This window comes from Vibrio hangzhouensis (assembly GCF_900107935.1).
In the GTDB taxonomy this organism is placed as follows: domain Bacteria; phylum Pseudomonadota; class Gammaproteobacteria; order Enterobacterales; family Vibrionaceae; genus Vibrio; species Vibrio hangzhouensis.
This window is the reverse complement of record NZ_FNVG01000004.1, coordinates 1-13,606: the sequence shown is the minus strand read 5'-3', so window position 1 is coordinate 13,606 and position 13,606 is coordinate 1. Positions and strand designations below refer to the sequence as shown.

The 13,606-nt window shown below is 45.7% G+C and carries 14 protein-coding genes; 6 read left to right on the top strand and 8 right to left on the bottom strand.

Going from position 1 to position 13,606, the window contains the following annotated elements; genetic code table 11:
• Nucleotides 1–52: 52 nt before the first annotated feature.
• Genes C4S60_RS05275 through C4S60_RS05260 form a run of 4 tightly spaced genes read right to left on the bottom strand, consistent with a single transcriptional unit; the run spans nucleotide 53 to nucleotide 2,752 of the window.
• Nucleotides 53–907 (bottom strand): heme/hemin ABC transporter substrate-binding protein, encoded by an 855-nt coding sequence (locus C4S60_RS05275; protein ID WP_103879296.1) that lies wholly within the window; start codon nucleotides 905–907, stop codon nucleotides 53–55.
• 15 nt (nucleotides 908–922) lie between these two features.
• Complete coding sequence (locus C4S60_RS05270; protein WP_103879295.1) at nucleotides 923–1,339, bottom strand: ExbD/TolR family protein; 417 nt, start codon at nucleotides 1,337–1,339, stop codon at nucleotides 923–925.
• On the bottom strand, nucleotides 1,332–2,030 hold the full coding sequence (locus tag C4S60_RS05265) for a MotA/TolQ/ExbB proton channel family protein (protein ID WP_103879294.1): 699 nt from the start codon (nucleotides 2,028–2,030) through the stop codon (nucleotides 1,332–1,334). The genes C4S60_RS05270 and C4S60_RS05265 overlap by 8 nt, the downstream gene beginning before the upstream one ends.
• 2 nt (nucleotides 2,031–2,032) lie before the next feature.
• Nucleotides 2,033–2,752, bottom strand: coding sequence for an energy transducer TonB (locus C4S60_RS05260; RefSeq protein ID WP_103879293.1), 720 nt, complete (start codon nucleotides 2,750–2,752; stop codon nucleotides 2,033–2,035).
• A gap of 171 nt (nucleotides 2,753–2,923) precedes the next feature.
• On the opposite strand from C4S60_RS05260, the gene hutW reads away from it, so the two are divergent.
• Genes hutW through hutZ form a run of 3 tightly spaced genes read left to right on the top strand, consistent with a single transcriptional unit; the run spans nucleotide 2,924 to nucleotide 5,488 of the window.
• Nucleotides 2,924–4,333 carry a heme anaerobic degradation radical SAM methyltransferase ChuW/HutW gene (hutW, locus tag C4S60_RS05255; protein WP_103879292.1) on the top strand — a complete coding sequence of 470 codons (1,410 nt, stop codon included), beginning with the start codon at nucleotides 2,924–2,926 and terminating at the stop codon, nucleotides 4,331–4,333.
• A gap of 58 nt (nucleotides 4,334–4,391) precedes the next feature.
• Entirely contained in the window at nucleotides 4,392–4,907 is a 516-nt protein-coding gene (gene hutX / locus C4S60_RS05250) for a heme utilization cystosolic carrier protein HutX (RefSeq protein WP_103879291.1), read from the top strand.
• Nucleotides 4,908–4,951: 44 nt separating this feature from the next.
• A complete protein-coding gene (hutZ, locus tag C4S60_RS05245) occupies nucleotides 4,952–5,488 on the top strand; it encodes a heme utilization protein HutZ (protein ID WP_103879290.1) in 537 nt (178 codons plus the stop codon).
• Between the two features lie 75 nt (nucleotides 5,489–5,563).
• Here hutZ and C4S60_RS05240 read toward each other — a convergent pair whose 3' ends face one another.
• The 3 genes from C4S60_RS05240 to C4S60_RS05230 form a co-directional block, all read right to left on the bottom strand.
• The gene (locus tag C4S60_RS05240; protein WP_103879289.1) at nucleotides 5,564–6,193 is read right to left on the bottom strand and encodes a class I SAM-dependent methyltransferase; all 630 of its coding nucleotides are present in this window, start codon (nucleotides 6,191–6,193) and stop codon (nucleotides 5,564–5,566) included.
• Between the two features lie 360 nt (nucleotides 6,194–6,553).
• Nucleotides 6,554–7,864, bottom strand: a complete 1,311-nt coding sequence (locus C4S60_RS05235; protein WP_103879288.1) for an anaerobic C4-dicarboxylate transporter family protein — start codon at nucleotides 7,862–7,864, stop codon at nucleotides 6,554–6,556.
• Nucleotides 7,861–8,748: an alpha/beta fold hydrolase gene (locus tag C4S60_RS05230; protein WP_103879287.1), complete on the bottom strand. Its 888-nt coding sequence runs from the start codon at nucleotides 8,746–8,748 to the stop codon at nucleotides 7,861–7,863. The genes C4S60_RS05235 and C4S60_RS05230 overlap by 4 nt, the downstream gene beginning before the upstream one ends.
• A gap of 138 nt (nucleotides 8,749–8,886) precedes the next feature.
• On the opposite strand from C4S60_RS05230, the gene C4S60_RS05225 reads away from it, so the two are divergent.
• From C4S60_RS05225 to leuD, 3 genes are all read left to right on the top strand, one after another.
• The gene (locus C4S60_RS05225) at nucleotides 8,887–9,822 is read left to right on the top strand and encodes a LysR substrate-binding domain-containing protein (protein ID WP_103879286.1); all 936 of its coding nucleotides are present in this window, start codon (nucleotides 8,887–8,889) and stop codon (nucleotides 9,820–9,822) included.
• Nucleotides 9,823–9,907: 85 nt separating this feature from the next.
• Nucleotides 9,908–11,305, top strand: coding sequence for a 3-isopropylmalate dehydratase large subunit (leuC, locus tag C4S60_RS05220; RefSeq protein WP_103879285.1), 1,398 nt, complete (start codon nucleotides 9,908–9,910; stop codon nucleotides 11,303–11,305).
• Nucleotides 11,306–11,314: 9 nt separating this feature from the next.
• Entirely contained in the window at nucleotides 11,315–11,923 is a 609-nt protein-coding gene (gene leuD, locus C4S60_RS05215; protein ID WP_103879284.1) for a 3-isopropylmalate dehydratase small subunit, read from the top strand.
• Between the two features lie 853 nt (nucleotides 11,924–12,776).
• On the opposite strand, the gene C4S60_RS05210 is transcribed toward leuD, so the two are convergent.
• On the bottom strand, nucleotides 12,777–13,256 hold the full coding sequence (locus tag C4S60_RS05210) for a YehS family protein (RefSeq protein ID WP_103879283.1): 480 nt from the start codon (nucleotides 13,254–13,256) through the stop codon (nucleotides 12,777–12,779).
• Nucleotides 13,257–13,606 lie beyond the last annotated feature (350 nt).

Genomic DNA, 13,606 nt, shown 5'->3' with positions numbered 1-13,606 from the left:
GAATTTCTATAGCAGATAAACAGAGGGCCTCAGACCCTCTACAGGTGGAGTATTATGGATAAAGCAAAGCATTAATTCGTTTTGCTTCTGCCAGGCTTTTTAGACCCAGACCGCCGACCAGCGCGTAACCATCGATTGTCACGATATTGCCATTTATTCCCGCAGGTGTTGCTGTCAGAGCAGGAAGTGCTTTCAGTACAGCATCTGTACCCCCTAACTTGGCGTAGCTGCGTCCGCTGACCAAAATGACATCAGGTTGCATTTCAATCATCGCCTCAGTGGAAAGAGGTCGGTATGAGTTGATTTTGCTTGCTGCGGGATTGACTCCGCCAGCAAGCTCTATGATCGCATTGGGCGTGGTGTTGCTACCCGCCACGTTGGCAGGACGCCCTTCATGTATTAAGAGAAACAGAACCTTTTTCGCCTTAGAAGGGTCTGGTTGATTTTTGGTGAGTGCCGCGACCTGATGATCGACCTGCTTATTAAGCTTAGCCACTTTTTCCTCACTGCTTGTGAGTGCGGCTATTTGATTGATGCGCGTTTTCAAGCCTTCTATGGTGGGGGCAGTATCGACAATTTCTACCGTGACACCGACGCGACGCAGCTGCTCTAGAGTGGGTTGTGGGCCCATTTCCATTGAGCCGACAATAAGGGTTGGTGCTAAGGTAAGCAAGCCTTCGGCGGAGAGGGCTCTATGATAACCGACCTTAGGTATCGAGGCGTTTTTTGGCGTAATGCTGGTGGCATCAACTCCCACGAGTTGGGACTGAGCATCAAATGCATAAATCAGTTCTGTCACTGACGCGCCCGCGCTGACAATTCTTTGTGAGTTATCTGCAAAGGCATGGGAAACAATGGATAATGCAAGGGTACCGGCAGCGATGATTTTTCTTTTTATAGCGTTCATTTAATTTGATCCTTGTCAGTTAGGTGGTTGTTCCGTCAGTAGTTGTGTGGCTGGAATGCCGTTATCCTGCATGAAGGCCAGAAGTTGCACCAAATGCTGAACGTCGGCGGTTTTTTCTGCTCCGATAATGATCGGACGTTTACTTGAACTAGATAGCTCAAGGAGCGCCAGGGTAAAGTTTTCCCAATCGATGTACTGTTGTCCGTCGATAGCCCAGTAAGGCGATTTCGCTAAGATGTTAACCGTGATGGACTGGACATTGACTTCAGAGGCCGCTGCCGAGTCCGCAACTGGGAGATCGACCTGAAGTGAGTCCAGACGAACCGATGCCGTTAGCATCAAAAACACCATAACGATAAAGATGATGTCCAATAACGGAGTCAGATCGGGATAAAGAGTGCCGCTCTTCTCTGTCTGGCGGATGTTAATCATGAGCGGAAACCACTGGCAATTTGTCGATGTTGTCTACCAGGACTGGATCGTTATCAGAGTGCGGCATTTCTACACCTTCCAGCCATAGGTTGACATAGTTAAGAGTATGCTCGAGCTTGGCGATCACTCGGTCTGCCCATATTCCAATGAGCTGCGCACCTGCAATTGCGGGTAGGGCAATAATAAGTCCCGCCGCAGTTGTTCTCATCGCCAAACCCAGCCCATCGGCCAAATCATTGGGGGTGACGTTACCGGATGTCAGGGCAATGCCTTTAAACATCTCAATGAGTCCGAGCACCGTGCCAAGCAAGCCAATTAATGGACTGATGGCGCCGATTAGCCCCAAGACTCTCAAACCCGAATGCAGCTGGTTCCGCTTGCTCTGTAGCCATATAGCCGCTGCATCTTCACGCAGTGATTTGGCAAACGAATGGTGGGCAAGCAACATGGCTACCCCTTTGTAAAGCAGGGGCCGTTTACCGGACAACTCTTTAGCCAGACTCTCTATTTGTTTTTCGTTTGTGGCTGACGTGCTGTTGAGCTCCCGCTGAATGGCACGCTTTCCGATACCCGTACTAGTGGCTATTTGAAAGAGACGTTCAATAATGATCAATGCCGTTAAAGCAGAGCAGATGATGAGAGGCCAGGCCATAAGACCAAGCTGCTGTTCAAGGTAATGCAATTGTTCCATGATTAATCCAATTTAAAACGAACAGGAATGTGAATACGATGCGCCATCGCGACACCGTTGACGATGTGAGCGGAAAATTGCCACTCTTTGATAGCTTCAAGCGCGGACCTATCCAGAATGGTAGCGCCCGATGATGAAATAAGGACCTGTTTCACTTGTTGTCCTTGTTCATCTAACCAGATCTCGTAAGTCGCGACGCCTTCGATCCCTCTTTTACGCGCAATACGCGGGTATTTCGGTTGTACTGGTTTGGTTAAGAACGAAGGTTGTTCGAGCAGGATAGGCTGATGATTTACCCCACTATTGACTGCTGGTTGACTTGCATCTCTGGTGGCTGCGGACTCGTTTTTGCTGACCTCATCGCTTTGTTCAGACTTTTTTTTATCAGTCTGATTTGGTGTCGGCTCAACGTTTTTGAGCGCTTTCTTAAGCGGGGATGTTTTTTGTGTTGCCTGCTTTAAAGCCTCAGTTGTCTGCTTTGGGGAGCTCGGGCTGTTCTGGTTATAAGTTGCGCTTTCTTTTGTTTTAGTCTGTTTGGCTGGGCGGCTATGGTTTGTTTGAGGCTCAGATTCAATCGCCTCTCGCTGAGCTACAAAATTGAGCGATACCATTTGAGAAGTACTCCCTGAGGGCATAGCAAATACCTGCTGCTCCTTTTGGAACAACATAAAGCTCAGGTGTAGGGCGACAGAAATCGCGCCGGCCACGACGTATCTGGTCATGTTCAAGGTGAACCTCAGTTTATCCTTTATAGTTATGAACGAGGAAGATTATGCCCTGCAATGCAAATAAGATCAATTATCAATTGCATTATCATTTAACTCAAATTATGATCGGCTGAGTTTTGTTTAAGCCTTTTAAAAATGGGGTGTTTTTCACTCCTGAGAGTAAATATGAAAATAGACCTGAATCAATTAAACGATTCTCATTTTGGTATTTCGACACCGGATCCTCTGCGTTTCGCCTTTAATAAGAAATCGTCTCCTCACGCAGGGGGGATGTCTGAACCGGTTAAGAGCGAAGACCGTGCAAAAGTGTTTCAACAGATAACTTCCAACGCGGTAGCTAAATCACACAAGCGCTGTCTCTATATCCACATACCGTTTTGCCGTGTCCGATGTACGTTTTGCAATTTCTTCCAAAATGCCGCTAGTCGGAAGCTAGTTGATGACTATTTCGAGGCTTTGTTGCTTGAGATTAAACTCAAGTCGCAACTCGAATGGACACAATCTGGGTTGTTTCATGCGGTATATATTGGAGGGGGAACACCGACGGATCTGTCTCCTGACCAAGTCGAGCGTTTAGGCAATGCTATTCATGGCTCTTTCCCACTTTCTACGGATTGTGAGATCACTCTGGAGGGCCGAACCAACCGTTTTACTGACGAGATGTTTGAGAAGGCGCTGGCGGGTGGGTTTAACCGCTTTTCATTCGGGGTTCAGAGTTTCAATACCCAGGTTCGTCGCAGCGCCAAACGCCTGGACGACAGAGAAGTGGTTCTTGAACGCGTAGCAAGTTTAAGTGCCACTGATGAGGCGCCCATTATTATCGACTTACTCTATGGGCTTCCCTATCAAACGCTGGAAGTCTTTGAGCAAGATCTGAGTGACTTTATGGCAACGGGGGCGCATGGCGTCGATCTTTATCAGTTGGTTGTCGGCGGTACCGCTCCCATGCTGAACATGGTTGAAAAAGGGCGTATCCCGCCGCCGGCGACGACTCCGGACAAGGCCAGTATGTATGAGTTTGGTGTGAACTTTATGCGCAAGCATCACATCAAGCAATTGAGTGTAAATCACTGGGCCAGGGATAATCGTGAACGCAGCCAGTACAACAGTCTGGCAAAAACCTATGCTGAAGTCCTTCCTATTGGGTGTGGCGCTGGCGGTAATATCGGTGGTTATGGGTTAATGCACCATCGCTCGCTCGAGACTTATATGACAGCCATTAAGAATGGAGACTCTACGGTGGCAATGATGGTTAAACAAGGCCCAAACGAGTTTATTAATGCTGCACTGAAAGTAGGTTTTGACAGCGGTGTAGTAAGGCGCAGTGAATTACCAGCATTTAAAGGCAGCGATACGTTCGATTTGCTTACTCCACTTTTTCAGGTCTGGCAGAGTCGAGGTTTGGTGGAACTTGAACGTGACTATCTAGTATTAACACTCGCAGGCAGTTTTTGGGTGGTCACACTTGCTCAAAGCGCTATCGAGGCAATGAATACGTTGAATAAACCCAATGTCATGCATAGTCATAAAAGCCAACATTCGGACAACAAAAGCTTTGCTAAGGTGGCCAGATAAATCGTTATCAGATTTATCGAGCGTACAGTGATAAATATAAACAGAGATGGAATTAATCATGTCAAAGAACTTAAAACAACAGGTCGCCGAGATATTGGAGCAGGAGCCGACACTTTTGCCTGCAGCGATTGCCGACAAACTTTCAGTAAGTGAATGCGAGGTAGTATGCGCATTGCCTGATGATATGGCGGTCATTGTTGAAGGCCAAGTAGCACAAGAACTGCTAGAAGACTTAACCAACTGGGGCCCGGTGACAACTATTGTTCACTCATTCGGTTCCATTTTCGAGGTAAAAGCGCCATTTCCAAAAGGGAAGCTAGCTCGAGGTTACTACAATCTAATGGGCAGAGAGGGTGAGTTGCACGGGCATTTGCGACTTGACCTTATTGCTAAAGTCGCATTAGTAAGCAAACCATTTATGGGAAGTGAGAGTCACTATTTCGGCTTTTTTGATGAAACTGGTCACAATGTGTTCAAGATTTATCTGGGTCGGGATAGAAAGCGAGCACTTTACCCTGAGCAGGTCGAGCGTTTTAACGCTCTGAAGAAAATGCTCTCTGAACACGCATCTTGAGGTTACTTGAGTATATAATTATTAGAGAAAGTGAGGGAATCTAAGTGAATCAACAAGTTAAGCAAGAACGTTTGCAGGGACGATTGGGGCCAGAAATAAAAGAGTTCCGTCAGAACCGCAAAACGATTCAGTTAGCTACGGTCGATGAAGAGGGGCGCCCAAATGTCAGTTATGCCCCGTTCGTTCAGAATCAGGAAGGCTATTTCGTTTTAATCTCACAGATAGCTCGCCACGCGCGTAACCTTGAGAGCAACCCACACGTTTCGTTGATGATGATAGAGGATGAGACGGAGAGCAAACAACTATTTGCAAGAAAGCGTTTAACGTTTGATGCAGTTGCCACCACTGTAGAACGTGACTCAGACCTATGGCATCAGATCATCGCTCAAATGCAGGAACGTTTTGGTGAGATCATTGATGGCTTGAGTCAGCTCCAGGACTTTATTCTGTTCAACCTAAAGGCAGAACGGGGTCTCTTTGTTAAAGGTTTCGGTCAGGCTTATCAGGTTTCAGGTGACGACTTGGTCGACTTTGTTCACTTACAAGAAGGACATCGTAAGGTCGGGAAATCAGACGCTTAATACTTATAGCCCAGAGAGGTTGCCAGATAGCACCTCTCTGGGCTAATTACAGGTGGTTGCAATCCTCGTTACCATTTACGCTACCTTTTTCGCAATGATAAACACACCAATATTCTTCGAGCCGTGATGCCACTGGCGTTCAATGCTAAAGCCTGCTTGAACCAACTCGTTGACTAAGCCTTTTTCACTTATCACGTATACATCAGGCATTAACCCCATCAGTTTTCCTATGGGGGCTAGCCATTTGATCAAGCGAAGGTAAGAATTGCTTAAACAGACAGTACTACTTACAAAAATGCCACCAGGCTTCAATATCCGTGCGATCTCCGATATAGCTGAATGTCTATCCGGAAGTAAATGAAGGATGTTGAGTCCCAATACCGCATCCAAACTCGCCGTGTCCGCATTGAATTGTTCTAGAGTCCCTTGATGGAAAGTAATGTTGTGAATATCAGCGTCCCTGGCTCTGCTTCGTCCAATTTCAAGCATGTTCTCAGCAATATCGATCGCATCAATGTGATGGACATAGGGAGCATGATGGACAGCTGTAGTACCGGTGCCGCATCCAAACTCAAGTACGTTCATATCGGGAGAAAAGTAAGCCTGAGTTTCCGAAAGCTTCTTTTGGTAACTTGCTTCGTCACTGACGGGGGTGCGAGAGTACTTTTCAGCAATTTTATTCCAGAACTTTTCTGATTGATGCATAACCCTTCCTTGCTTTCTAGATATTTGAATCAATATGTGCAATCACATCTTTAACCAAATAATTTTCAGTAATGACTAAAGGTTAGCTTGCACGGGGTTTGTTTGACGTGATCAAGTGAGGAGTTTCAAGCAAATAGCAGGGGCGATATAAAGCCTGACTTCACAATAACAGTGTATGAATGGACGCTTTTCCTGATGTCTGCATATGCCTGAAACGCAGTACATCGAATAAAGCTCAGGCATGGAATTGCGCAAAAAACAGTTCCTGGCAGGTATTGCTATAGCTAGGTAAGGGCAATGTATTAGAAAAGGGCTCAAACGAGCTTCGCTTGAGCCGCTAAACTAATGGCGCTATAAACGTTAGCTTGCAATAAAGATACTTGCTAGCATAAAGCCAAATGGAACAGCGACCAGAATCCCTGAGATACCAGGAAGAATGAATGGGTGATTAAAGAACCTAGAGCCATTCCAACGCTTGCTTTCATATGACCCCGTGTCGTCCGTGGAGATAGCGAAAGCTGAAGTCGGGTAGATGTTGGTAATATACATCGCACTCATTGCTACGAAGCTTCCGACGATAAATTCGGGTGAAATGCCCATACTCCCCGCAATAGGAATGAGTAGAGCACTTGTCGCACCGTGACTAAACAGTGCTGCACTAGTTATCCAGAAAATTAATGCGAGCAGCATTGGGTAAGCTTCTAACCAAATTCCTGCTTGAGCTTTAATCTCTGGGATATGAGCTCCGATCACAGTTCCGCTAAGCCATGCAATACCTAAAATCACTATCAAAGACTCAGCACCATCCGCGAGAACACTGGCCTTCTTAATCGTTTTCAGATCAACTTTACATGCAAACGCTGTAATAAGTGCTGATACGAACATGGTGATAACAATGAGATCTCGAGAACCAAGACCATGTCCAATGACCTTTTTGAACATCAGCATTATAACGATGAAGACAACCGATGCGAGGAAGATAAGCACAGAACGTTTTGCCTCGGGAGCATCTGGTGTTTTGTCCTCACTTAACTGAACTTGCTCGAGCTGTCCACTTTCCAGTCGCGCCTTGTAGATAGGATCATCCAGAAGGTCGCAGCCCTGTCTAACCGCCACAAACGTTGCCACGCACGCCGCTACAAAACCTGTAGGAATGATAACCGCAAGCACAGAGCCAAAACTTACGCCCATCTGTTCAACCACCACCCACATTGCTGCTGTTGCCGCAGAGATTGGCGATGCAGTAATAGCAACTTGGCAAGCGACAACGGAGGCCGTGAGTGGCTGGCTTGGTCTTACGTTGGTCGATTTCGCCACTTGCTGGATAACGTTAAGAATAGAAAGAGTCGTGTACTGAGTGCCAGATAAAACGGTTAGGACAAAAGTTGTTAATGGAGCAAGCACATTGATATATTTCGGATTATTGCGTAGTAGGCGCTCTGCTACTTTAACCATATAGTCTAAGCCACCAGCTCTCTGCATAACGGCAAGAGCTAAGATCACCGAAAGAATAATCAAGAGTACTGAAATAGGCATTTTTCCTGGTTCTAGACCAAAGCCAAACACCGCAATTGACATACCCACGCCACCAGCAAGGCCCACGCCGATGCCACCAAGTCGCGCAGCGAGTACTACAGTAGCGACGAGCAACAGTAGATGCATATAAATCATGCGTATTCCTCCATAAAGAAGAGTTCAATTTCAGCCAATAGCCGCTCTGGCACATCCTCAGGAATATAGTGACCAGATGGTAGCGCGTTGCCACCAACATTGGTTGCCACTTGTTTCCACTCTTCAATAACATCAAAAACTTTGCCTACTGTACCGGTCTCTCCCCAATAAACTCGCAATGGGCAAGTGATCTTATTCCTTGCATCAATATCTTGCTGGTCATGCTCCAAATCGATGGTTGCGGCTGCACGGTAGTCTTCACAAATGCCTCTCGCTGAGCCTTTTAGTTTCAGACAGCGTTCATATTCAGCGACCGCTTCGTCTGTAAAGGGGCCCATGCCAGAGCTACGAGCACCAATAACACTCTTCAGGTAAAGATCAGGATCAGACTCAATCAAGCTTTCTGGAAGTGGTGCTGGGCGAATTAGGAAGAACCAGTGCCAGTATGCGCGAGCGAACTGTTGGTTAGTTTGTTGGTACATAGAGAGTGTCGGTGCGATGTCGAGCAGCATCATGCGCTCAACCCGTTGTGGGTGGTCGAGTGCTAATCGGTGGGCGGCTCTTGCACCTCTATCGTGGGCGATAATTGAGAATTTGCTAAAACCCAATTGCCCCATTAACTCGACCATATCTAGTGCCATCATGCGTTTTGAATAGGTAAAATGGTCTGGGTCCGATTCTGGTTTGTCACTATCACCGTAGCCACGCAGATCAGCGGCGATAACAGTAAAATGTTCGGCAAGTTGGTCAGCAACTTTATGCCAAATAAAATGGGTTTGAGGGTGTCCGTGCAGTAAAAGCAGAGCGGGACCTTGCCCACCAATGCGATACTTTATGTGAACCCCATTGACAAAAAGCGTCGCCTCTTTGTATCTGGAAAACATACCCGTATACTCCTAACAAATTGTTCCACATTAGTTTGTGCTGGGATTTAGGCGTTAAGATTGTTTGTATAAATTGCCATCCAATTGCACATTAAGCCCACTATAGGCACACCCATTGTATGGATAAATAGGTAAATTATGGTTTTATCAAACACGAATCGTAAACAATTCCCTCTCCCTGAGGATTTAAGAGTATTTTTAACCATAATTCGTAAAGAAAGCTTTGTTGCCGCGGCTGAAGATCTCGGTCAGTCGCCAGCCTACATTAGTAAACGGGTTCAAATTCTCGAAAAAACACTTGGTACTAAGCTGTTTCATCGTTCAACACGCAAAATCGCGTTAACCGAAGATGGCATTCACGCTCAGAGGTGGGCTACCCAGATCATTGAAGATATGGATAACTTTATTGATGACCTATCTAAAGTAAGCCAGACCGCACGTGGCACGCTCAATATTTGTTGTAGCTTTGGTTTTGGGCGTAATCATATCTCAAAAGCGATCTCTCAGTTAGCAGAGCGGTTCCCAGAATTGGAGATTCGCCTTGAAGTATTTGATCGAGCGGTAGAACTTATCCAAGAGGGCTTTGACCTGGAGATCCGTGTGGGGAATGACCTTCCTCAGCAGCATATCTGTAAACCATTACTTGATAATCAAAGGATCTTATGTGCAAGCCCCACGTATCTAGAACAATTTGGCCAGCCAGCTACCCTAGAAGAGTTGGAGGAGCATGACTGCTTGGTTATCAAGGAGCGAAATACCCCATTTGGTACATGGAACTTGAGTGACGGCGTCAATGAAATGACGGTAAAAATCCCAGCTAGATTATCCTCAAACAGTGGTGAGATAGCACTTCAATGGGCCTTAGATGGTAGAGGGATTGTCCTTCGTTCTCATTGGGATGTTGAAAAGTACCTTAAACGTGGTGAGCTAGTGCAGGTGCTCCCTCAATATACACAAAGCGCCAACGTCTGGGCCATCTATCCAACTCGTCTTTCGCACTCGGCTAAGTTGCGAGCGTGTGTCGAGAGCTTGCAAATCTATTTTCAGCAGTCTGGCTTAATTCACGATTCGTGATTTATTGAAATACAACCAGCACATTGATTCACGAATATAATTTAATAAGCTAATTCTCTCACCTAAAAATGCGAGAATTACAATAATGACTCAACCACGCACGCTTTATGACAAGCTTATTGACTCTCACACTGTCTGTCGTCTTGATGATGAGGGACATGTTTTACTCTACATTGACAAGCAGGTACTTAACGAATACACCAGCCCTCAGGCATTCAGTGGCCTGCGCGAAAGTGAGCGCCAAGTTGCAAGGCCCAATACTCATCTTGGTGTTGTTGATCATGTTAATCCAACCTCTGTTGAGCGAAATGAATCCATGCCTGACGAAGGTGGTCAGGCTCAGGTCGAATATTTTCGAGAAAACTGTCAGGATTTTGGTATCGAGCTGTTTGATATTCTTGATAAACGTCAAGGGATCGAGCACGTTGTGATGCCTGAACAGGGGCTGATTTTGCCCGGGATGGTGATTGCCGCTGGTGATAGCCATACCACGACGTATGGCGCATTTGGAGCATTTGGTTTTGGTATTGGGACGTCAGAAATTGAGCACCTTCTTGCTACCCAAGCCTTGATATACAAAAAGCTAAAAACAATGCGAGTTACTGTTCATGGTCAGTTGGCAAAGCATGTGACTTCGAAAGACATTGTTATGGAGTTGGTACGGAAAATTGGAGCATCAGGTGCAACTGGTTACGCATTAGAGTTTGTAGGCGAAGCCATTGAAAAACTGAGTGTTGAAGCTCGAATGACCATCTGTAATATGGCAGTTGAAGCAGGAGCGCGAGGGGCATACATGCCACCAGACCAACAAGTTTTTGACTACCTAAAAAACAAGCCAAGAGCACCAAAGGGCGAGCTGTGGCAATCTGCACTAGCACATTGGAGTACCTTAAAGTCTGATCCTGATGCGGTGTTTGATGCTGAGATCGCGATTAATGTGAGTACTTTAGAACCTATGGTGAGTTGGGGGACGAGTCCTGATCAAGCGATACCTATTTCTCAGTTGATTCCAGCGATTGAAGTGACAAGTGAGGCTGATCAGCGCTCTTTGCTATATATGGGGCTGGAGGCAAGTCAACCGATTCGAGATCTTTCAATCTCACATGCCTTTATCGGTTCTTGTACTAACGCACGAATCGAAGACTTACGCAGCGTGGCTAAGGTGGTGAAGGGGAAAAAAGTCGCAGAGCATGTTCGTGCCATTGTTGTTCCTGGTTCAACCCTTGTGCGTGAGCAAGCTGAACAAGAGGGAATCGCCCAGATTTTGATCGATTCAGGTTTTGAATGGCGTCAGTCAGGTTGCTCAATGTGCTTGGCAATGAATGATGATGTTCTTAAACCTGGAGACCGCTGCGCTTCTAGCACCAACCGTAATTTTGAGGGCAGACAAGGTGCGGGAGCCAGAACGCACCTAATGGGACCTTCAATGGTTGCGGCCGCAGCAATAGAAGGGAAAATTGTTGATATTCGAGAAGTGCAATAAGGGGTAATAATGGACAAGTTTATTAAAGAGACGGGAATCGCTGCTCCTTATCTGGCGCATAACATCGATACCGATGTTATTATGCCTAAGCAGTTTCTGAAGCGAATTGATCGTGCTGGATTGGCTGAAGGCGTACTATATGACCAGCGCTTCTTGTCTGAAGGTGTGCCAAATCCGGAGTTTATACTAAACCAAGAAGATTGGCAGGATTCGAAATTTTTGGTGGTTGGAGACAACTTCGGTTGTGGCTCCAGCCGAGAATATGCGGTTTGGGGGATTCAGCAGTTAGGCATCCGAGCAATTGTGGGTACAAGTTTTGCTGGTATATTTTTTGATAACTGCCAACGCAACGGTGTCTTACTTATCTCTCTTTCCCCTACGCAGCGTGATGAGATCGGTATAACGGTAGCAAGTGCTGAGTCCCATCAAATAGAGATAGATCTGCAACAACAAACCATCACCACTCAGGCTGGTAAAGTGTATCAGTTTGAGATCGATCCACTTAGAAAAGAAGCGTTGCTGTCAGGGCAAGATACAATAGGTGAAACTTTAACGATGAAGCCGCTTATTGATGAATTTGAGAAGGCTCACCTAGCAGCAAGTCCTTGGCTAGCTTAGCTATTAGAGGAGTTAAATCAAGCCTCAGAAGTCAATTCAGGGGCTTTTGTTTATTTATGTCCACTAACTCTTAGATGACTTCACAGAACGAATTGTGTAGCGTGACCAAATTGTGCAATCTGTACGCTAAATGGCATAACTTATTTCTGGACAGAAGCAATCTAGTCTCCATTTTTTTAACATCCCCCAGAATGCCGTCATCCTCACGCAAGTGAGGATCTCATAAAGCGCGTAGCTAATTGAAAACTAGTGACTAAGTCGCGTAAATTGCGCTCACAGGACGCTGTATGAGATCCCCTTTTTCACCATATAGCCGTCATCCTCACGCAAGTGAGGATCTCCTAAAGCGCGTAGCTAATTGAAAATTAGTGACTAAGTCGCGTAAATTGCGCTCACAGGACGCTGTATGAGATCCCCTTTATCAAGGGGATGACGGGGTTATTTTTTTGGTTTAGAAACAAGAAATGGGGCAAATTCGTGTTACCAATGGCGTCAGTAATGACAAATGGCGTTAGTCGTGACCCTGTTCGCATGACCAAAAGTATGGAAAAACTCTATATACGTGGCCAGTTTTAGTGAATCACAACAAGATGTCCGGAATAGATTGACCAGAATAGAGGCCCCTAACTGGCTTAAGGTTTTAGCTTGGTAGGGTCATAGGGGTCGATGTGTGTCTTGATTCTAAAAGCCGACCAGATTTCAGCGTGGTTTGATAGGCATCTACTGAAGAAAGACAAAGAGTAGACGTGATTGTGAAGCTCTAATATCGGTCTTTAACATGATAAAAGCGAGTGGCCAAATGGAATGGTTCTCGCTTTTTTAATCAATTACCACGTTCGATTCGAGATAAAAATTACCCAGTAAACTCTTCAGAATCGGGACGATTGGTAAACTGCACACCATTTAAGAAGTCGCACAGCAGTTGGTCTTCACACTGTTTGTAGTTTTTGTTGTTTGGCTTGCGGAAATACGCACCAATTTCGTATTTACTTAAACTAATACCAATCACTTCTAATACGTCCAACACATCTTCTGCTTTCATGTCTAGCGCAATGCGCAGCTTCATGAGAATCATGTTGTTGGTCAACGCGACTTCTGGCTTAGGTTGCTCGCCGTCTTTTTTTCCTCGCTTGAGGTTAATAAAGCCATTTAAGAATACCGCTAACTCTTGATCCTTCATCTTAACGCAAGATTTGTCGCTTTCATCTTTTAACCAGTTTGCCACTTTATCGTGAGCCACAGTGACTTCGGCCTGCCCGAAAGCTTTCATTATATGTGCGTTTTTAAGGTTTAACGCGTGTTGGATACGACGTAAAATTTCGTTGTTAGTCACTAGGGATTCCTAAAATGAGTTCTAAGGGTGAATAAAAATCCATCAATTACATGCGATCAGTGGGTGTCTTTATTCAATAGCGTAGTTGACGGTGACTCTAACAGAGAACACGTTTCTTCGGTAGGTTAAAAAATGGAAATAAGACGGCCTATTCGAACTAGTTGGCTAAGTTGGTAAGACCCCACTTTCATACACACTATGCTGATTAGAAGAAGTAGGTCAAACCACCTCACTGTGATTTGTGAGATTGAACGTTACTGGCAAGGAATGGGGCATTTCTGCGTTACATTCACCTTCGGCACGTCTACTGACAGAAACAATCTAGTCTCCATTGTTTTAACACCCCCAGA

What these genes read in the sequence shown, in the direction of transcription:
- C4S60_RS05230 (WP_103879287.1), bottom strand. Translation starts at nt 8,748, where the DNA reads ATGTTTTCCAGATACAAAGAGGCGACGCTTTTTGTCAATGGGGTTCAC.
- hutW (WP_103879292.1), top strand. Translation starts at nt 2,924, where the DNA reads ATGAAAATAGACCTGAATCAATTAAACGATTCTCATTTTGGTATTTCG.
- C4S60_RS05240 (WP_103879289.1), bottom strand. Translation starts at nt 6,193, where the DNA reads ATGCATCAATCAGAAAAGTTCTGGAATAAAATTGCTGAAAAGTACTCT.
- leuC (WP_103879285.1), top strand. Translation starts at nt 9,908, where the DNA reads ATGACTCAACCACGCACGCTTTATGACAAGCTTATTGACTCTCACACT.
- C4S60_RS05225 (WP_103879286.1), top strand. Translation starts at nt 8,887, where the DNA reads ATGGTTTTATCAAACACGAATCGTAAACAATTCCCTCTCCCTGAGGAT.
- C4S60_RS05235 (WP_103879288.1), bottom strand. Translation starts at nt 7,864, where the DNA reads ATGATTTATATGCATCTACTGTTGCTCGTCGCTACTGTAGTACTCGCT.
- C4S60_RS05270 (WP_103879295.1), bottom strand. Translation starts at nt 1,339, where the DNA reads ATGATTAACATCCGCCAGACAGAGAAGAGCGGCACTCTTTATCCCGAT.
- C4S60_RS05260 (WP_103879293.1), bottom strand. Translation starts at nt 2,752, where the DNA reads ATGACCAGATACGTCGTGGCCGGCGCGATTTCTGTCGCCCTACACCTG.
- C4S60_RS05265 (WP_103879294.1), bottom strand. Translation starts at nt 2,030, where the DNA reads ATGGAACAATTGCATTACCTTGAACAGCAGCTTGGTCTTATGGCCTGG.
- hutX (WP_103879291.1), top strand. Translation starts at nt 4,392, where the DNA reads ATGTCAAAGAACTTAAAACAACAGGTCGCCGAGATATTGGAGCAGGAG.
- leuD (WP_103879284.1), top strand. Translation starts at nt 11,315, where the DNA reads ATGGACAAGTTTATTAAAGAGACGGGAATCGCTGCTCCTTATCTGGCG.
- C4S60_RS05275 (WP_103879296.1), bottom strand. Translation starts at nt 907, where the DNA reads ATGAACGCTATAAAAAGAAAAATCATCGCTGCCGGTACCCTTGCATTA.